This is a genomic window from Citrobacter sp. wls827, from assembly GCF_005280875.1.
Classification (GTDB): Bacteria; Pseudomonadota; Gammaproteobacteria; order Enterobacterales; family Enterobacteriaceae; genus Citrobacter; species Citrobacter youngae.
Map to the genome: position 1 here is coordinate 566,499 of NZ_SZWR01000010.1, position 20,101 is coordinate 586,599.

Annotated in this window: 15 protein-coding genes and 2 pseudogenes; 8 read left to right on the forward strand and 9 right to left on the reverse strand. The window is 53.0% G+C overall.

Features of this window, described 5'->3' with window-relative positions; all coding sequences use genetic code 11:
- Window positions 1-141: 141 nt before the first annotated feature.
- Window positions 142-819, reverse strand: a complete 678-nt coding sequence (locus FDX03_RS06120; RefSeq protein ID WP_061067608.1) for an isochorismatase family protein — start codon at window positions 817-819, stop codon at window positions 142-144.
- A 16-nt stretch (window positions 820-835) separates the two neighbouring features.
- A complete protein-coding gene (locus FDX03_RS06125; protein WP_137345637.1) occupies window positions 836-1,696 on the reverse strand; it encodes a pirin family protein in 861 nt (286 codons plus the stop codon).
- Between the two features lie 108 nt (window positions 1,697-1,804).
- On the opposite strand from FDX03_RS06125, the gene FDX03_RS06130 reads away from it, so the two are divergent.
- Window positions 1,805-2,716, forward strand: a complete 912-nt coding sequence (locus tag FDX03_RS06130) for a LysR family transcriptional regulator (RefSeq protein ID WP_048212151.1) — start codon at window positions 1,805-1,807, stop codon at window positions 2,714-2,716.
- Window positions 2,717-2,794: 78 nt separating this feature from the next.
- On the opposite strand, the gene infA is transcribed toward FDX03_RS06130, so the two are convergent.
- From infA to trxB, 7 genes and pseudogenes are all read right to left on the reverse strand, one after another.
- Window positions 2,795-3,013, reverse strand: a complete 219-nt coding sequence (gene infA, locus FDX03_RS06135; RefSeq protein ID WP_002211347.1) for a translation initiation factor IF-1 — start codon at window positions 3,011-3,013, stop codon at window positions 2,795-2,797.
- Window positions 2,941-3,111 (reverse strand): annotated as a pseudogene (locus FDX03_RS23110) (hypothetical protein); the annotation flags it as partial. The gene infA and the pseudogene FDX03_RS23110, both read right to left, overlap by 73 nt.
- Window positions 3,112-3,224: 113 nt before the next feature.
- Window positions 3,225-3,299: pseudogene (locus FDX03_RS23115) on the reverse strand (hypothetical protein); the annotation flags it as partial.
- A complete protein-coding gene (gene aat / locus FDX03_RS06145) occupies window positions 3,300-4,004 on the reverse strand; it encodes a leucyl/phenylalanyl-tRNA--protein transferase (RefSeq protein ID WP_048212150.1) in 705 nt (234 codons plus the stop codon).
- Window positions 4,005-4,048: 44 nt separating this feature from the next.
- Entirely contained in the window at window positions 4,049-5,770 is a 1,722-nt protein-coding gene (gene cydC, locus FDX03_RS06150; RefSeq protein ID WP_061067610.1) for a cysteine/glutathione ABC transporter ATP-binding protein/permease CydC, read from the reverse strand.
- Window positions 5,771-7,537 carry a cysteine/glutathione ABC transporter permease/ATP-binding protein CydD gene (cydD, locus tag FDX03_RS06155; RefSeq protein ID WP_048212148.1) on the reverse strand — a complete coding sequence of 589 codons (1,767 nt, stop codon included), beginning with the start codon at window positions 7,535-7,537 and terminating at the stop codon, window positions 5,771-5,773. It lies immediately after the preceding gene.
- Window positions 7,538-7,651: 114 nt separating this feature from the next.
- Window positions 7,652-8,620 carry a thioredoxin-disulfide reductase gene (gene trxB / locus FDX03_RS06160; protein WP_137345638.1) on the reverse strand — a complete coding sequence of 323 codons (969 nt, stop codon included), beginning with the start codon at window positions 8,618-8,620 and terminating at the stop codon, window positions 7,652-7,654.
- A gap of 618 nt (window positions 8,621-9,238) precedes the next feature.
- Here trxB and lrp point away from each other — a divergent pair.
- The 7 genes from lrp to FDX03_RS06195 form a co-directional block, all read left to right on the forward strand.
- Window positions 9,239-9,733, forward strand: coding sequence for a leucine-responsive transcriptional regulator Lrp (lrp, locus tag FDX03_RS06165; protein ID WP_002439523.1), 495 nt, complete (start codon window positions 9,239-9,241; stop codon window positions 9,731-9,733).
- 134 nt (window positions 9,734-9,867) lie between these two features.
- Complete coding sequence (gene ftsK / locus FDX03_RS06170) at window positions 9,868-13,869, forward strand: DNA translocase FtsK (RefSeq protein WP_137345639.1); 4,002 nt, start codon at window positions 9,868-9,870, stop codon at window positions 13,867-13,869.
- Between the two features lie 111 nt (window positions 13,870-13,980).
- Complete coding sequence (gene lolA, locus FDX03_RS06175; RefSeq protein ID WP_003831898.1) at window positions 13,981-14,592, forward strand: outer membrane lipoprotein chaperone LolA; 612 nt, start codon at window positions 13,981-13,983, stop codon at window positions 14,590-14,592.
- A gap of 10 nt (window positions 14,593-14,602) precedes the next feature.
- On the forward strand, window positions 14,603-15,946 hold the full coding sequence (gene rarA, locus FDX03_RS06180; protein WP_137345640.1) for a replication-associated recombination protein RarA: 1,344 nt from the start codon (window positions 14,603-14,605) through the stop codon (window positions 15,944-15,946).
- Window positions 15,947-16,038: 92 nt separating this feature from the next.
- Window positions 16,039-17,331, forward strand: coding sequence for a serine--tRNA ligase (gene serS, locus FDX03_RS06185; protein ID WP_003836908.1), 1,293 nt, complete (start codon window positions 16,039-16,041; stop codon window positions 17,329-17,331).
- A 236-nt stretch (window positions 17,332-17,567) separates the two neighbouring features.
- On the forward strand, window positions 17,568-20,012 hold the full coding sequence (gene dmsA, locus FDX03_RS06190) for a dimethylsulfoxide reductase subunit A (RefSeq protein WP_121584417.1): 2,445 nt from the start codon (window positions 17,568-17,570) through the stop codon (window positions 20,010-20,012).
- Window positions 20,013-20,022: 10 nt separating this feature from the next.
- A partial coding sequence (locus FDX03_RS06195) for a 4Fe-4S binding protein (RefSeq protein WP_001586481.1) occupies window positions 20,023-20,101 on the forward strand: 79 nt, incomplete at its 3' end.

Below are 20,101 nucleotides of genomic sequence, written 5' to 3' on the forward strand. Positions count from 1 at the left end.
ATTGCTGCCTGACCACATGGGGGGCAACGGGGCGCTACTATAGGGAGTTGCGCTAAAACGGTCAAGCAGAATTTACATGTTCATATTCGTTTGGTCACGCAATGTACATATTCCCCACCCGGACAGGCGTGGGGGAGAGGATTAGCGCTGAGAGTCCAGTTTTTCACCGTTGGTGACGACTTCCTGGGCTTTGCTGTAGCTCTCAATCAGCAACTGATATGCCGGGAATACTTTCGTGTACACTTCTGCCCACTCTGCTGCATCTTCACGGTTCCATGTTCCCTGCAGTTCAGAAGCAACGGCGGCGGTATCCATCGGAACTACGCCAGCCTGAACGACACGTGCCAGGGTAATTTCCTGCGCCATTTTGCTGTAAGTACCGGAAGCGTCGATCACTGCGAAAACTTTGTAGCCTTCCGCAACCGCGCTGATGGCTGGGAAAGCCATGCAAACACTGGTGATGGTACCGGCGATAATCAGCGTCTTACGACCTGTTGCTTTGACCGCTTTCACGAAGTCTTCGTTATCCCAGGCGTTGATTTCGCCTTTACGCGCCACGTATTGAGCATGAGGCGCATTGGCGTGGATCTCAGGGATCAACGGGCCGTTCGGTCCCTGCGGTACTGATGCGGTGGTAATCACCGGCATCTTCGCCAGGGAGGCCATTTTAGCCAGCGCGGCAGCACGTGCTCGCAGTTCTGGCATTGGCATATCGCCTACGGTTTGGAAAAGTCCGCTCTGGTGATCGATAAGCAGCATAACAGAATCATTTACATCAATGACCGGGCGTGAACCATTAAAGTTTGCAGGGCTGGACATAGTATTCTCCTTTGATTCAGATTTGGCCAAAGCGGCCGGAGTTAAAATCGCGTACGGCTTCTGCGATCTCTTGTTTCGTGTTCATGACAAACGGACCGTAACCCACAATCGGCTCATTCAACGGTTCGCCTGACAACAGCAATACGCTGGCATCGCTACTGGCTTCAATATGCAATGTTTTACCCTGCTGGCTTAACACCATCAGCTGTGCCTCGCTGACGGGCGTGGTGCCGTTTACGGTAATGTTGCCTTTCAGTACGACCAGCGCGGTGCTCCATCCTTCCGGCTGAGACAGCGTGAACTGATGATTACGCTGCAGACGCATATCCCAGACATTCAGCGGCGAAAAGGTATGTGCCGGACCTTTTGTCTCCTGATAGCTGCCCGCAATGACACGGAGAGTGCCGGCGTCATCTGGCAGCGCGACAGTAGGGATAACATCACTACTAATGCCCTGATATCCGGGTACGGCCATTTTGTCTTTCGCTGGTAGGTTGACCCAAAGTTGCACCATTTCCAGCTCGCCACCCTTCCGGGTAAATTCCGGAGAATGGAATTCTTCGTGTAAAATGCCTGCACCTGCAGTCATCCATTGCACGTCGCCTGGGCCGATAATCCCACCGCGACCGGTTGAGTCACGATGTTCAACTTCACCGCTGTAAACGATGGTCACCGTTTCGAAACCACGGTGAGGGTGTTCGCCCACGCCACGTTTTTCATTACCTGGGGTGAAGGTATGTGGCCCGGCGTAATCCAGCAGCAGGAACGGACTTAATTGTTCAGCATGAGACTGGTAAGAGAACATCGAGCGAACCGGGAATCCATCGCCAACCCAGTGTGGGCGAGGTGCGGTGTAGACGCCTGTTACTTGTTTCATATGTGTCTCCTCAGTGGCGTTATCTTGATGTGAATAAGCTTATATTCATGACAGAGAACTGAGTAGTAGCTAAAATAGCTCTCACAGTCTCATAAATAGGACAATAAGATGACTAAGCCGGATCTCAATGATTTCGCGTGGTTTGTTCACGTAGTTGAAGAAGGAGGATTCGCTGCGGCCGGTCGGGCGCTCGATGAACCGAAATCAAAGCTGAGCCGCCGAATTGCACAACTGGAGGAGAGGCTGGGGGTGCGATTGATTCAGCGAACCACCCGGCAGTTTAATGTTACTGAAGTTGGGCAAACGTTCTACGAACACTGTAAGGCAATGCTGGTGGAAGCGCAGGCAGCGCAGGATGCCATTGCTGCGCTACAGGTTGAACCGCGTGGAATTGTGAAGCTGACGTGCCCGGTTACGTTGCTGCACGTGCATATCGGACCCATGCTTGCCCGTTTTATGGCGCGTTACCCTGATGTATCTGTGCAACTCGAGGCCACGAACCGCCGTGTTGACGTCGTTGGAGAAGGTCTGGACGTGGCGATTCGTGTCAGGCCTCGACCATTTGAAGATAGCGACCTGGTGATGCGGGTGCTGGCGGACAGGGGGCATCGTTTGTATGCCAGTCCGCAGCTAATCGAGAAAATGGGCGCGCTACATTCTCCGGCTGAATTGACTCGCTGGCCGGGGCTGAGCCTGGCCTCGGGTAAACATGTGCATCGTTGGGAGCTATTTGGCCCGCAGGAAGCTCGTGCGGAGGTACATTTCACGCCACGAATGATCACCACCGATATGCTGGCGCTACGTGAAGCTGCCGTTGCCGGTGTGGGAGTTGTGCAACTTCCGCAGTTGATGGTAAAAGATCAATTAGCCGCAGGCGAGCTGGTGGCATTACTCGACGGTTGGGAACCAAAGCGAGAGATCATTCACGCGGTTTTTCCATCGCGTAGGGGGTTATTGCCGTCGGTTCGTGCATTGGTGGATTTCCTCACGGAAGAATATGCACGAATGATCGAGGATTAAATACGTAATATCAGTCCACAAAAAAGGCCGGTTAAACCGACCTTTTATTATCTGGACGCCATTCGGGCGTTAAAACAATCAGCGACTACGGAAGACAATGCGGCCTTTGCTCAGGTCGTACGGGGTTAGTTCAACAGTCACTTTGTCGCCCGTCAGGATGCGGATATAGTTTTTACGCATTTTACCGGAGATGTGTGCAGTAACCACGTGACCGTTTTCTAACTCTACGCGGAACATGGTATTAGGTAACGTATCGAGAACGGTACCCTGCATTTCAATATTGTCTTCTTTGGCCATCTAATCCTCTGGGGTATCACTACCGTAATTTGAACCGGCAAGATAATGCCGAAGTTCTTTTAATAAGTAAAGATTTGTGCGTTTAAAACGCAGCAAATCGGGTTTGGCGCATTACTCTAACCGCACACAACAAAGCCGCACTAAAAGCGCAACGTGTAAGGGAACGATGAGATAAACGATAGGCGTTGCCTGACGCGAACTGTTCCTTAACGGCGGCGGGGTAATGGGCTAAACCGACTCTGCGGCACCAATTATAACACCCCGACAAAAAATGTGCCGAAAACATTCACTCCTGAGGCGAAAATAACGTCCTGGGCACCCAGAAGTGGCTCGGTAGGCGCTGCTGGCGTAGCCTGCTTAAATGTTCAAGGTAGTCCCTGCGCGGAGTCTCAATGGCTCCCAGCGACGCGGTATGGGTATTTAACACCTGACAATCAATTAGTTTTCCGCCCTGACGGATAAATTCAGCGCAAAAAACAAGCAGTGCGGTTTTGGAGGCATTTTCCTGGCGACTGAACATCGATTCACCGCAGAAAAGAGTACCTTGCGCAACGCCGTACATCCCGCCGACTAATTCATTTTGCCGCCATACTTCAATAGAGTGCGCATGTCCAAGTTCATGCAGCCGATGATAGGCATCCACGACATCATGCGTTATCCAGGTGCCTTCTTCCCGGTCGTTTGCACATCCTTCAATGACCTGACCAAACGCGTAATTGAGCGTCACGCGATAAGGCGAATTTTTATGAAAGCGCTTCATGCTGCGACTTATGTGAAATTTATCAGGCCAGAGAATGGCGCGTGGGTCGGGCGACCACCAGAGGATAGGGTCGCCAGGAGAAAACCACGGGAAAATACCGCGCTGGTAGGCCATTAGCAGGCGGGCAGGGCTGAGATCGCCCCCCAGCGCCAACAAACCGTTAGGCTCGCGTAAAGCGCCTTCCGGTGAGGGGAAGGCGATAGAATGGCGGGACAGTTGCACCAGGCGCATGACAGCAAAACTCCACTACGCGAGTTGGATCGTTCAATAATAGCTTACAGACGTTGCTTAAACTGGTAATAACGCCCCTGCCTGGCTAACAGATCTGCGTGATTACCTTGCTCAATTATGCGTCCGTTGTCCATCACTATTATTTGATTAAATCGCGACAGTCCGCGCAGGCGATGTGTGACCATGAGTACGGTTTTATTGCGCATCACATCGTTAATCAATTCAAGCATTTGGCTTTCCGTTGTCGCATCCAGACCTTCAGTAGGTTCATCCAGAAGCATCAGCGGCGCATCGTGCAGCAAAGCTCGCGCGATAGCCAAACGGCGTAGCTCTCCGCCTGAAAGCTGACGACCGCCTTCACCCAGCCAGGCATTGAGACCATCACCTTCAAGCAGTTTTTCCAGACCGACACGACACAGCATCCCGGATAGCGCTTCATCGCTGGCGTGTGGCGCAGCCAGCAGCAGGTTATCGCGCAATGTCGCACTGAACAGATGCACTCGCTGTGGTACGACGCTGATGCATTGGCGCAATGCGGCTTCGTTCAGCGTTGAAATCGGACGATCGTTAATCAGGATTTCGCCGTGTTGTGGATCCCATGCACGGGTCAATAATTGCAGTAACGTTGATTTCCCACAGCCTGTCCGACCCAGAATCGCAATGTGTTCACCAGGTTTAGCGAGCAAAGAAAGGGTGTCCAGAGCTTTTTGTGTTTGCCCTGGATAGCTGAAAGACACCTCACGCAATGTCAGAGTAATCTGTTGCGAAACGGTAGCTTCCGTATCAGGGAAGGTGACTTCTGGTTGTTGTTCTGTCAGTTCGGTAATACGTAGTGCTGAAGCAATCACCTGGCCGAGATGCTGAAATGCGCCGGTAACAGGGGCCAGCGCTTCGAAAGCAGCCAGCGCGCAGAACACAAACAACGCTATCAGTGCGCCTGGTTGAGTGTTTCCGCCTACGCCACCTGAAGCCATCCATAACATCATCACCACAGCCAGAGCGCCAATCAGCAGCATGACAGCCTGAGATAAGGCCGTTAATTCGGACTGACGACGCTGGGCTTCATGCCATTGCAGCTCGGTGGCTTCCATTTGAGCGCGGTAGCGTTCACTGGCGCCAAAAATGGTCAGCTCAGCCTGACCCTGTAACCAGGAAGTCAACTGCTGGCGATATTGCCCGCGCAGATGCGTCAGGTTCTGCCCGGTGCTTTTACCCGCCTGGTAAAACAACGGAGGCAAGATAAACAGAGTCAGCAGCATAATACCGCCAAGGGTGATGGCGAGCGTGAGATCGAGAACGCTCAACCCTAGCGTGACTACTACAATAACGACAAACGCGCCAACCAGCGGGGAGAGCACGCGTAAATAGAGATGATCGAGCGTGTCGACATCCGCCACAACGCGGTTGAGCAGTTCGCCCTGGCCGTATCGGGCGAGCCCGGCAGGGGAGAGCGGCAGCAATTTGCTGAAGGTGTAAATACGCAGATGCTGCAATACACGAAACGTCGCGTCGTGACTGACCAGTCGTTCGAAATAACGACCTGCGGTTCGGGTAATTGCCGCCCCGCGAACGCCAGCCGCCGGAAGCATGTAGTTAAAACTGTAAATCCCGGTGACACCGACAACGGCCGAAGCAGACAGGAACCAGCCTGAAAGTGTCAGTAAACCAATGCTTGCCAATAATGTAACGATCGCCAGAACGATCCCCAGTGTTAACATCCATTTATGACGTTTATACAGCGTCAGATAGGGTAGCAAAGCGCGCATTTAGATGTCCTCCTGACGGTGAGCCAGTAATGTCGCAAAAGCCCCGCTGGCTGCGCTAAGTTGCGCGTAGGTACCTTGTTCGACAATCTGACCGTCTTGCATGACCCAGATAGCGTCCCAGTCGGCAAGATCTTCCAACTGGTGAGTAACCATCAGCGTGGTCTGGCGGCGCGATGCCGCATTCAACGCCTGCATCACACGTTGTTCGCTGTGAGCATCAAGACTGGCTGCGGGTTCGTCGAGCAGCAGTAACTGACACGGGTTGAGTAAGGCACGGGCAACGGCAACACGCTGCGCTTGCCCGACAGAAAGTCGGCCTGCCTGGTCGCCCACAGGGGTATCCACACCCTGAGGAAGCAGCGGTAAAAACTCACTGACCCAGGCGCTATCAAGCGCGGCCTGTAGCTGTTCTTCGCTGGCATCAGGGCATGCCAGCAGCACATTTTCGCGCAATGTAGCAGCCGGAAGCTGCGGGTTTTGCCCGACCCATGAGAGTTGTTTACGCCAGGCATCAGGCGACAAGTCACGAAGTTCAAAGCCATTAATACGCAATGAGCCCTGATACGAGAGAAAACCGGACAGGACATTCAGCAACGAGCTCTTACCGGAACCACTACGCCCAACCAGCACCGCGCGCTGGCCTGCGGGTAGGGAGAAGTTAAGCGGACCAGCCAGGACTTTGCCTTCGGGTGAGGTGATGATCAGATCTTCGGCTTCAATTGAAACCGCGTCTTTGGTTGCCAGCTCAATATCGCCACGCTCAGGATGCGCGAGCGGGGTTTCCATGAATGTTTTCAGGCTGTCGGCAGCGCCTACCGCTTGCGCCTTGGCATGGTAAAACGTCCCCAGATCGCGCAGCGGCTGGAAAAATTCCGGTGCCAGAATCAGCGCCAGGAAACCTGCCGCCAGCGTGACGCCGGTTCCGTAGTGGCCGAAATCAAGCTCGCCGAGATAAGAAAAACCGAAGTACACGGCTACCAGTGCAATAGAGAGCGAAGTGAAAAACTCCAGCACGCCCGAAGACAGGAATGCAAGGCGAAGCACTTCCATCGTGCGCTGACGGAAATCCTGCGATGCAGCCCGGATGCTTTCCGTCTCCGCTTCGCCGCGACCAAAAATTCTCAGTGTTTCCATGCCGCGCAAGCGATCGAGGAAATGACCGCTGAGTCGGGCAAGTGCCTGAAAGTTACGCCGGTTGGCATCGGCAGCGCCCATACCGACCATTGCCATAAACAGAGGGATCAGTGGTGCGGTTCCCAGCAGGATAAGGGCTGCAACCCAGTTTGACGGGAAAACGGCAGCCACAATCAATAGCGGGACGCATACCGCAAGCGCCATTTGCGGCAAATAACGCGCATAGTAGTCATGCATATCGTCAATCTGTTCCAGAATCAGCGTGGCCCAGCTTCCGGCAGGCTTCCCCTGTATCCATGCTGGCCCCGCCTGTTGCAGACGGTCCAGAACCTGGCGACGAATCTCAAAACGAATATGTTGACCCGCGTGAAACCCTATTCGCTCACGTAACCAGACAACCCACGCCCGCAGGATAAAAATCAAGACCAGCACGACGAAAGGGAACAGCAGCGCTTCACGGGGAATATTTTCCATGATCATGTGCTGCAGAATCCGAGCCATGAGCCAGGCCTGAGCGACAATTAACAGGCCACTCACGAACCCCAACAGGCGTGAAATATTCAGCCAGCGTTGAGAAATGACACTTTGCTGTTTTAACCAGCGGGTAAGCTCTTTTTGACGGGTTTTATTCATTGCACGCTTAGCAGGTGAGTTATTGGAATTTTTGGGCAGGACAATGTTACAACGGGGCAAAAATAAAGGCGACTTATAGTCGCCTTTTTTACTTTTGTTACTGATTTGTAAAAACTATTTGCAGGCGTCCGCCAAACCGTCGAGATAACGTTCAGCGTCAAGGGCGGCCATACAACCTGTGCCAGCTGAGGTAATCGCCTGACGATAAATATGGTCCATCACGTCACCGGCAGCGAACACACCAGGAATACTGGTTTGTGTCGCATTGCCGTGAATACCGGACTGAACTTTGATATAGCCGTTTTCCAGTTCAAGTTGACCATCGAAAATAGCCGTGTTCGGGCTGTGGCCGATGGCGACAAACAATCCGGCGACGTCGAGAGATTCAACGTTGTCAGTATTTTGCGTATCGCGCAGACGCAATCCGGTTACACCCATTTGATCGCCAGTCACTTCTTCCAGTGTGCGATGCGTGTGCAGCACGATGTTGCCGTTTTCAACTTTATCCATCAAACGTTTGATGAGGATTTTCTCAGCACGGAAACTGTCGCGGCGGTGAATCAAGTGAACTTCGGAGGCGATATTCGCCAGGTACAACGCTTCTTCCACAGCGGTGTTGCCGCCGCCGATCACCGCAACTTTTTGGTTACGATAGAAGAAACCGTCGCAGGTTGCGCAGGCGGAGACGCCGCGGCCTTTAAAGGCTTCTTCTGAAGGTAAGCCCAGATAGCGTGCTGAAGCACCAGTGGCGATGATCAGTGCGTCACAGGTGTACTCGCCACTGTCTCCGGTGAGACGGAAAGGGCGGTGTTGCAGATCTACCTTGCTGATGTGATCGAAGATGATCTCCGTTTCAAATTTCGTTGCGTGCTCGTGCATGCGCTCCATCAGCAGCGGGCCAGTGAGATCGTTTGGATCGCCAGGCCAGTTCTCCACTTCTGTTGTCGTGGTCAACTGACCACCTTTTTCCATACCGGTAATCAGCACCGGCTGCAGGTTTGCACGCGCAGCGTAGACGGCGGCGGTATAGCCCGCAGGGCCTGAACCCAGAATAAGAAGTTTACTGTGTTTGGTCGTGCCCATGAGATCCCCATAGTTGTTGGTAGGCAATGGGCAGGATTGTAGGGAATTTGCAGTCGTAAAAAAAGAGTATGGCGATTTTGTTAACAATATGTGTAATAGCGGAAACCGATGATGGGCAAAATTGAGGGTAATGCGCCTCTCTAATTTATTCGAGTTGGGGGCCCGCGTGAAGCCAACGCACAGGTGACGTGAACTATGACGGAGATATAATGATTTCTACTTAAAATCGGTCAGTTATAAGGTGATAAAATGACGATTTTCCATCACTCCCAATGAATAACTGGCATGTTGTACTAAAAATCGATGTTTTGCTTTGACAATCACCTGCTGTTTTGCGAAAACATTCAAGGAAGAAAAAAACTGTGTCATGTATATGCTGCATAATCATGCATGTAGATACCATGTTTACCGGGTTAGTGAAATCTACGCATGGTGTGGACAGATGCCATTCGTGATGTCGATAGCCGCCGACAGGCAACGGTCTTCTCACCATAAACCCAGGCATTGCGCACCGTAAATCCCTCTGGGTTGCGGTTTATTGTGATGGGTAGCGACTCTGAACAGTGATGTTAATAGAGTCAGGCAGGAGTAGGGAAGGAATACAGAGAGACAATAATAATGGTAGATAGTAAGAAGCGCCCTGGCAAAGATCTCGACCGTATCGATCGTAACATTCTTAATGAGCTGCAAAAGGATGGGCGTATTTCTAACGTCGAGCTTTCAAAACGAGTGGGACTTTCTCCAACGCCCTGCCTTGAGCGTGTGCGTCGGTTGGAAAGACAGGGTTTTATTCAGGGCTATACAGCGCTGTTAAACCCGCATTATCTGGATGCATCACTTCTGGTTTTTGTTGAGATTACTCTGAATCGTGGCGCCCCGGATGTGTTTGAGCAATTTAACTCTGCAGTACAAAAACTTGAAGAAATTCAAGAGTGTCATTTGGTTTCCGGTGATTTCGACTATCTGCTGAAAACACGCGTACCGGATATGTCGGCATACCGTAAGCTGCTGGGGGAAACCCTGCTGCGTCTGCCTGGCGTGAATGACACACGTACTTACGTGGTAATGGAAGAAGTCAAACAGAGCAATCGTCTGGTAATTAAGACGCGCTAACACGGAACAGGTGCAAAATCGACGCAGTTTGATTACACTCCTGTTAATCCATACAGCAACAGTGCCGGGGTAACCCGGTGCTGTTGTCCGTTTTAGCATCGGGCAGGAAAAGCCTGAAACCTGGAGAGCCGTTTTTGAGCCAGGAATACACTGAAGACAAAGACGTCACATTGACGAAGTTAAGCAGCGGGCGCCGACTTCTGGAAGCGTTGCTGATTCTTATTGCCCTTTTTGCCGTCTGGTTGATGGCAGCATTACTCAGCTTTAACCCTTCGGACCCCAGTTGGTCGCAAACCGCATGGCACGAGCCTATCCATAATCTGGGCGGAATACCCGGAGCATGGCTGGCGGATACGCTGTTCTTCATTTTTGGTGTCATGGCTTACACTATCCCCGTGATAATCGTCGGTGGCTGCTGGTTTGCCTGGCGACATCAGGCCAGCGACGAATACGTCGATTACTTCGCCGTATCGCTGCGTATTATTGGCGTTCTGGCGCTGATCCTCACCTCTTGCGGGCTTGCCGCAATCAATGCCGATGACATCTGGTATTTTGCCTCTGGCGGCGTTATTGGCAGCCTGCTCAGTACTACGCTGCAACCCCTGCTGCACAGCAGTGGCGGTACGCTTGCGCTGTTATGTATCTGGGCCGCGGGTTTAACGCTGTTTACTGGCTGGTCATGGGTGAGCATTGCCGAAAAACTGGGTGGCTGGTTACTGAATATTCTGACATTTGCCAGCAATCGTACTCGTCGCGATGATACCTGGGTCGATGACGAAGAATATGAAGATGATGAAGAGTCGGTCGACGCCGTTGATGGCACCCCACATGAATCCCGACGGGCACGTATTCTGCGCGGAGCGTTAGCGCGCCGTAAACGGCTGGCAGAGAAGTTCACCAATCCACTTGGGCGTCACACTGATGCCGCGCTGTTCTCCGGCAAGCGCATGGATGATGAAGACGAAATTGAATACAGCGCGCGTGGCGTTGTAGCCGATCCTGACGATGTGTTGTTCTCAGGCAATCGTGCCACATTGCCTGAATACGATGAATTCGACCCGCTATTAAACGGCCATTCAGTGACTGAGCCGGTCACCGCGGCGGCGGCCGCCACTGCCACTGCGACAACTCAGGCCTGGAGTGCGCCAGTCGACCCGCTGTTGCAACCTGCGTCAGTACCGGGAACCGTTTTAGAGCAACCCACTCCTGCTGTGGCATGGCAATCCGCACCGGCTCCGCAAACCGGTGAAGCGGTTATCGCGCCAGCGCCGGAAGGTTACCCACAGCCCGTTCAGTACGCGCAGCCGCCGGTTCAGCCTTATGAACCCTGGCAGCAACCTGCCCCGGTTGAACCGCAGATGCCATATTCTGTACCGCCAGTTGCCGAAGCTGGCTATGAACAGCCGACGATGCCGCAACCGGCAATGCCGTGGCAAGCACCTGAGCCAGTGGTGGAGCCCGCCTGGCAACCAGAACCGGTTTACCAGCAGAGTGCGCCGCTTGAACCGCAGCCTGTCTATCATCAAGACACCGTGCAGCAACAACCCGTGGTTCATCAGCAGCCCGTGGTGGAACAGCCGTCGGTTGCCGAGCCTGAGCCTGTCGTTGAAGAGGTGAAGCCAGCACGTCCACCGCTCTACTATTTTGAAGAAGTGGAAGAAAAACGCGCGCGTGAGCGTGAGCAGCTAGCTGCCTGGTATCAGCCGATTCCAGAACCCGTGCAAGAGCCTGAGCGGGTGAAACCCGCTGCACCGTCTATGCCAACAGCATCCATACCTCCCGTTGAGTCTGTTGCTGCCGTTGCGCCGCTGGCTGCAGGTGTAAAAAGTGCCGCTTTGGGATCGGGAGCCGCTGCCGCAGCGCCTGTCTTTAGCCTTGCGGGTGGCGGTGCGCCGCGTCCGCAGGTGAAAGAGGGAATTGGCCCTCAACTGCCGCGCCCTAATCGTGTGCGTGTCCCGACACGCCGTGAGTTGGCTTCATATGGCATTAAGTTGCCGTCACAACGTATGGCGGAAGAGAAAGCGCGCGAAGAGCAGCTTGATTCGGACGCGCAATACAGTGACGATGAAATTGATGCAATGCAGCAGGATGAGCTGGCGCGTCAGTTTGCCCAGTCGCAGCAGCACCGCTATGGCGAAGAGTATCAGGATGATACCAATCACACTGATGACGAAGATTCAGCCGCAGAAGCGGAACTGGCGCGTCAGTTCGCTTCTTCCCAACAGCAACGTTATTCCGGCGCACAGCCTGCCGGGGCGAATCCATTCTCGCTTGATGATTTTGAATTCTCACCAATGAAAGCGTTAGTGGATGAGGGGCCGCATGAGCCGCTGTTTACCCCCAGCGTGATGCCGGAACCTACGCCACAGTATCAACAGCCTGTCGCACCGCAGCAGCATTACCAGCAGCCGCCACAGCCTGTCGCACCGCAGCAGCATTATCAGCAGCCGCCACAGCCTGTTGCACCGCAGCAGCATTATCAGCAGCCGCCGCAGCCTGTCGCACCGCAGCAGCATTATCAGCAGCCGCCGCAGCCTGTTGCACCGCAGCATCATTATCAGCAGCCACCGCAGCCTGGCACACCGCCGCCGCAGGAAAGCCTGATCCATCCGTTATTGATGCGTAATGGCGACAGCCGCCCTGTACAGCGTCCGACGACACTGCTGCCATCGCTGGATCTGCTCACCCCACCACCGGCGGAAGTTGAGCCAATAGATACATTCGCGCTGGAGCAAATGGCGCGTCTGGTGGAAGCGCGTCTGGCTGATTTCCGTATTAAAGCCGATGTGGTGAACTACTCGCCCGGACCGGTGATTACCCGTTTTGAGCTAAATCTGGCACCGGGTGTTAAAGCTGCGCGTATTTCTAACCTTTCCCGAGACCTGGCGCGCTCGCTATCAACCGCAGCAGTTCGTGTAGTGGAGGTTATTCCAGGTAAACCGTATGTCGGACTGGAGTTACCGAACAAAAAACGCCAGACCGTCTATCTGCGTGAAGTACTGGATAACGCGAAATTCCGTGATAATCCGTCACCGCTTACTGTCGTTCTCGGCAAGGACATTGCTGGTGAACCTGTGACTGCCGATTTGGCCAAGATGCCGCATCTGTTGGTGGCAGGTACCACGGGGTCGGGTAAATCTGTTGGGGTCAACGCCATGATCCTCAGCATGCTCTACAAGGCGCAGCCGGAAGATGTTCGCTTTATCATGATCGACCCGAAAATGCTCGAGCTGTCGGTTTATGAAGGTATCCCGCATCTGCTGACTGAAGTCGTTACGGATATGAAAGACGCAGCCAATGCCTTGCGCTGGAGCGTTAATGAAATGGAACGCCGCTATAAGCTGATGTCAGCGCTGGGAGTGCGTAACCTTGCGGGCTACAACGAGAAGATTGCGGAAGCAGATCGTATGGGACGTCCAATCCCGGATCCGTACTGGAAACCAGGCGATAGCATGGATGTCACCCATCCGGTGCTGAAAAAAGAACCGTATATTGTGGTTCTGGTCGATGAATTTGCTGACCTGATGATGACTGTCGGTAAAAAAGTGGAAGAACTGATTGCCCGTCTGGCGCAAAAAGCGCGTGCGGCAGGTATCCACCTGGTGCTGGCAACCCAGCGTCCGTCGGTTGACGTTATCACTGGGCTTATCAAAGCAAATATCCCGACGCGTATAGCGTTTACTGTGTCGAGTAAGATTGACTCTCGTACCATTCTTGATCAGGGGGGGGCTGAATCCCTGCTAGGCATGGGTGATATGCTCTATTCTGCGCCAAACTCAACGATTCCAGTGCGTGTACATGGTGCTTTTGTGCGCGATGAGGAAGTTCACGCGGTCGTGCAGGACTGGAAAGCGCGTGGTCGTCCACAGTACGTGGAAGGCATCACCTCAGACACCGAGAGTGAAGGTGGTGGTGGTGGTTTTGACGGTGGGGAAGAGCTGGATCCGCTGTTCGATCAGGCGGTGAATTTTGTTACCCAGAAGCGCAAAGCCTCCATCTCAGGCGTCCAGCGCCAGTTCCGCATTGGCTATAACCGTGCGGCGCGCATCATTGAACAGATGGAAGCGCAGGGAATTGTCAGTGAGCAGGGACATAATGGCAATCGTGAAGTGCTGGCTCCACCGCCCTTTGATTGATTGCAAAGTTAAGTAATTCAGTATTTTCTACTTTCCTCATGCTGATTTTTGGCCTGAAATGGATAGCAGAAGGAGCTCCCCGTTGGGAGTGACGTATTTTGAGGAATAACGATGAAAAGAATCGCAATCACCTGTGCATTACTGTCGAGCTTTGTGGTGAGCAGCGTTTGGGCTGACGCCGCCAGCGACCTGAAAAGCCGTCTGGATAAAGTCAGCAGCTTCCACGCCAGTTTTACCCAGAAGGTAACGGATGGTAGCGGCGCAGCGGTGCAGGAAGGCCAGGGTGATTTATGGGTTAAACGTCCGAATCTGTTTAACTGGCATATGACACAGCCTGACGAAAGCATCCTGGTTTCCGATGGGAAAACGCTGTGGTTCTTTAACCCGTTTGTTGAACAGGCGACGGCGACCTGGCTGAAAGACGCCACGGGCAATACGCCGTTCATGCTGATCGCGCGTAACCAGGCCAGCGACTGGCAGCAGTACAACATTAAGCAAAACGGCGATGATTTCGTGCTGACACCTAAAACCAGCAGCGGTAACCTGAAGCAGTTTACGATCAATGTTGGGCGTGACGGGACGATCCACCAGTTTAGCGCCGTTGAACAAGACGATCAGCGCAGCAGCTATCAGCTGAAATCTCAGCAGAATGGTGCGATCGAACCTTCCAAATTCACCTTTACCCCGCCGCAAGGTGTAACGGTTGACGATCAACGTAAGTAGAGGCGTGTGAGTGAGCAATCTGTCGCTCGACTTTTCTGATAATACTTTTCAGCCACTGGCCGCGCGTATGCGGCCAGAAAATTTAGCGCAGTATATCGGCCAGCAGCATCTGCTGGCTGCGGGCAAACCTTTGCCACGTGCTATTGAGGCCGGGCACCTGCACTCCATGATTTTATGGGGGCCGCCGGGGACGGGCAAAACCACGCTTGCCGAAGTGATTGCCCGTTACGCCAACGCCGATGTTGAACGTATTTCGGCGGTTACGTCTGGTGTAAAAGAAATTCGTGAAGCGATTGAGCGTGCGCGTCAGAACCGTAACGCTGGCCAGCGTACGATCCTGTTTGTGGACGAAGTTCACCGTTTTAATAAAAGCCAACAGGATGCGTTTTTACCGCATATTGAAGACGGTACCATCACGTTTATTGGCGCGACCACTGAAAACCCCTCGTTTGAGCTGAACTCGGCGCTGCTGTCACGTGCACGCGTTTACTTACTGAAATCATTAACCACCGACGATATTGAACAGGTGCTGGACCAGGCGATGTCAGACAAAGCGCGGGGTTACGGCGGCCAGGATATCGTACTGCCGCCGGAGACACGTCGGGCGATTGCCGAACTGGTTAATGGTGATGCGCGCCGGGCGCTGAATACGCTGGAAATGATGGCCGATATGGCCGAAGTTGATGATTCCGGCAAGCGCGTATTGAAAGCAGAGTTGCTCACTGAAATTGCTGGTGAACGCAGCGCGCGTTTCGATAATAAAGGCGATCGTTTTTACGATCTCATCTCCGCATTACACAAGTCAGTTCGCGGAAGCGCTCCGGATGCGGCGCTTTATTGGTATGCGCGTATCATCACCGCTGGCGGCGATCCGCTGTACGTTGCCCGTCGTTGTCTGGCGATTGCCTCTGAAGATGTAGGCAATGCCGATCCTCGCGCCATGCAGGTGGCGATTTCCGCATGGGATTGCTTTACCCGCGTGGGGCCAGCGGAAGGTGAACGCGCGATTGCTCAGGCGATTGTTTATCTGGCCTGTGCGCCGAAGAGTAATGCGGTTTACACCGCCTTTAAAGCCGCGCTGGCTGATGCCCGGGAACGTCCGGATTACGACGTGCCTGTCCACCTGCGTAATGCGCCGACGAAGCTGATGAAAGAGATGGGCTACGGTCAGGAATATCGTTACGCTCATGATGAGCCAAATGCCTATGCTGCCGGAGAAGAGTACTTCCCGCAGGAAATGGCACAAACGCGCTATTATCACCCGACAAACAGAGGTCTTGAAGGCAAGATTGGCGAAAAGCTCGCCTGGCTCGCCGGACAGGATCAAAATAGCCCTATAAAACGCTACCGTTAGTGTTATCGTTGCGGTAATGTTGTCGATGTATCCCTGTGACCGCAGGCTGTGGTCACTTTCTCCTATTTTAATTCGATAAGCACAGGATAAGCATGCTCGATCCCAATCTGCTGCGTAATGAGCCAGACGCAGTCGCAGAAAAACTGGCAAGCCGGGGCTTTAAGCTGGATGTAGATAAGCTGCGCGCTCTTGAAGAGCGTCGTAAAGTTCTGCAGGTACAAACTGAAAACCTGCAGGCAGAGCGTAACTCTCGATCGAAATCCATCGGCCAGGCAAAAGCGCGCGGGGAAGATATCGAGTCTTTACGTCTGGAAGTGAACAAACTGGGCGAAGAGCTGGATGCCGCGAAAGCTGAACTTGATACCTTACAGGCCGAGATCCGCGATATTGCGCTGACTATTCCTAACCTGCCAGCGGACGAAGTTCCGGTGGGTAAAGATGAAAATGACAACGTTGAAGTCAGCCGCTGGGGTACACCGCGCGAGTTCGATTTCGAAGTGCGCGATCACGTTACCTTGGGTGAAATGCACACGGGTCTTGATTTCGCCGCTGCGGTTAAACTGACCGGCTCTCGTTTTGTAGTCATGAAAGGGCAGATTGCGCGTATGCACCGTGCGCTGTCTCAGTTTATGCTGGATCTGCACACTGAGCAGCATGGTTACAGCGAAAACTACGTCCCGTATCTGGTTAACCATGACACGCTGTACGGCACTGGCCAACTGCCGAAATTTGCTGGTGACTTGTTCCATACGCGTCCGCTGGATGAAGAAGCTGACAGCAGCAACTATGCGCTGATCCCAACGGCAGAAGTGCCGCTGACCAACCTGGTACGCGACGAAATCATCGACGAAGATGCGCTGCCAATCAAAATGACTGCACATACGCCGTGCTTCCGTTCCGAAGCGGGTTCTTACGGTCGTGACACTCGTGGTCTGATCCGTATGCACCAGTTCGATAAAGTCGAGATGGTGCAGATTGTTCGTCCGGAAGATTCGATGGACGCGCTGGAAGAGATGACCGGCCATGCTGAGAAGGTCCTGCAACTGCTGGGGCTGCCGTATCGCAAGATCATCCTGTGCACAGGCGACATGGGCTTCGGCGCATGCAAAACCTACGATCTGGAAGTGTGGATCCCTGCACAGAATACCTATCGTGAAATTTCCTCCTGCTCCAATGTGTGGGATTTCCAGGCTCGTCGCATGCAGGCGCGTTGTCGTAGCAAATCTGACAAGAAAACACGTTTAGTGCATACACTGAACGGCTCTGGTCTGGCAGTGGGACGTACGCTGGTTGCCGTTATGGAAAACTACCAGCAAGCTGATGGCCGTATTCAGGTACCGGAAGTATTACGTCCGTACATGAATGGCCTGGAATTCATCGGTTAAGTCATTTTTCCTTGCTAAAAAAGCGCCTCAGGGCGCTTTTTTTACGCCCGTTTGATGCCGGACAATAACCCTTACTCCATTAGTGGTAATACTGCCTTCGAATGAAAGTCAGTATTTATCTCTGTCTTTGCATAAATTCGATATATAACGGTCTGTATAACGATAGTATCGATATATAAACGACTATACAACGAACATTCCCTTTTTGTTTATTGTGAGCAGCAGAGTGAGCCACTATGAAAACTAAGATCCCCGATGCCGTACTGGCAGCTGAGGTTAGTCGCCGCGGTCTGGTGAAAACGACGGCGATAGGCGGACTGGCGGTGGCCAGTAGCGCGTTTACCCTGCCATTTACCCGTATCGCAAATGCCGCAGAAGCCCTCAATCCAACACAGATTAATGAGAAAGTGATCTGGAGCGCGTGTACGGTGAACTGTGGTAGCCGCTGTCCGCTGCGTATGCATGTGGTAGACGGTGAAATAAAGTATGTCGAAACCGACAACACCGGTGATGACAACTATGACGGTCTGCACCAGGTACGCGCCTGTCTGCGTGGGCGCTCTATGCGCCGTCGCGTCTATAATCCCGATCGTCTGAAATACCCAATGAAGCGTGTCGGCAAACGCGGCGAAGGTAAATTTGAGCGCATCAGTTGGGATGAAGCCTACGATATCATCGCCAGCAATATGCAGCGTCTGATTAAAGACTACGGTAACGAGTCTATCTATCTGAACTACGGTACCGGCACGCTGGGCGGCACGATGACGCGCTCATGGCCGCCGGGTAAAACGCTGGTGGCACGTTTAATGAACTGTTGCGGCGGTTACCTGAACCACTATGGGGATTATTCTTCTGCGCAAATCGCGGCAGGACTGAACTATACCTATGGCGGATGGGCTGACGGTAACAGCCCGTCTGACATTGAAAACAGTAAGCTCGTTGTCCTGTTTGGTAATAACCCAGGCGAAACTCGTATGAGCGGTGGTGGGGTGACCTACTACCTTGAACAGGCGCGGCAGAAATCTAATGCCCGCATGATCATAATCGATCCCCGCTACACGGATACCGGTGCGGGTCGTGAAGATGAATGGATTCCCATTCGACCGGGTACAGATGCAGCGCTGGTTAACGGTATTGCCTATGTACTGATCAGCGAGAATATGGTTGATCAACCGTTCCTCGATAAGTACTGCGTGGGCTATGACGAAAAAACTCTCCCGGCGGGAGCGCCGAAGAACGGTCATTATAAGGCGTATATTCTCGGTCAGGGTAAAGACGGTATCGCGAAGACCCCGGAATGGGCTGCGCAGATAACCGGTATTCCTGCTGAACGAATTGTTAAGTTGGCGCGTGAAATTGGTAGCGCGAAACCCGCCTACATTAGCCAGGGTTGGGGGCCGCAGCGTCACGCCAACGGTGAGATTGCGACCCGTGCCATTTCGATGTTGGCCATTCTCACCGGCAACGTTGGTATTAACGGCGGCAACAGCGGTGCACGTGAGGGATCATACGATTTACCGTTTGAGCGTATGCCAACGCTGGAAAACCCCGTCGAAACCAGTATCTCAATGTTTATGTGGACGGATGCGATTGAGCGTGGTCCGGAAATGACGGCGCTGCGCGACGGTGTTCGTGGTAAGGATAAGCTCGATGTTCCGATTAAGATGATCTGGAACTATGCCGGTAACTGCTTGATTAACCAGCACTCTGATATCAACCGCACGCATGAAATCCTGCAGGATGATAAGAAGTGTGAAATGATCGTCGTTATTGATTGTCATATGACCTCCTCGGCGAAATATGCCGATATTCTGCTGCCGGACTGCACGGCCTCTGAGCAGATGGACTTCGCGCTGGATGCATCTTGCGGGAATATGTCCTACGTGATTTTCACCGATCAGGCGATCAAACCACGCTTTGAATGCAAGACTATCTACCAAATGACCAGCGAGCTGGCGAAACGCCTTGGCGTCGAGCAACAGTTCACGGAAGGCCGTACTCAGGAAGAGTGGATGCGTCATCTGTATGAACAGTCGCGCAAGGCTATACCGGAACTGCCGACATTTGAAGAGTTCCGTAAGCAGGGCATCTTTAAGCAGCGTGATCCTGAAGGACATCACGTGGCGTATAAAGCATTTCGTGAGGACCCCAAAGCCAATCCGCTTACCACGCCGTCAGGTAAGATTGAAATTTATTCTCAAGCGCTGGCAGAAATCGCTGCAACCTGGGAACTGCCGGAAGGCGATGTGATCGATCCATTACCGATTTATACACCGGGCTTTGAAAGCTTAAACGATCCACTGGTGGAAAAATTCCCTCTGCAATTAACGGGCTTCCATTATAAATCTCGCGTCCACTCGACCTATGGCAACGTTGACGTTCTGAAAGCGTCCTGTCGCCAGGAAATGTGGATTAACCCGATGGATGCACAACGACGTGGTATTAACAACGGTGACAAGGTACGTATCTTTAACGACCGTGGCGAAGTGCATATTGAGGCTAAAGTTACCCCACGTATGATGCCTGGCGTTGTAGCGCTGGGTGAGGGCGCCTGGTATGACCCGGATGTGAAACGTGTGGATCAGGGCGGTTGTATTAACGTGCTGACGACCCAGCGACCTTCTCCTCTCGCTAAGGGGAACCCATCACATACGAACCTTGTTCAGGTTGAAAAGGTGTAAGGAGTAACCGATGACAACCCAGTATGGATTTTTTATTGATTCCAGCCGTTGCACCGGTTGCAAAACTTGCGAACTGGCCTGCAAAGACT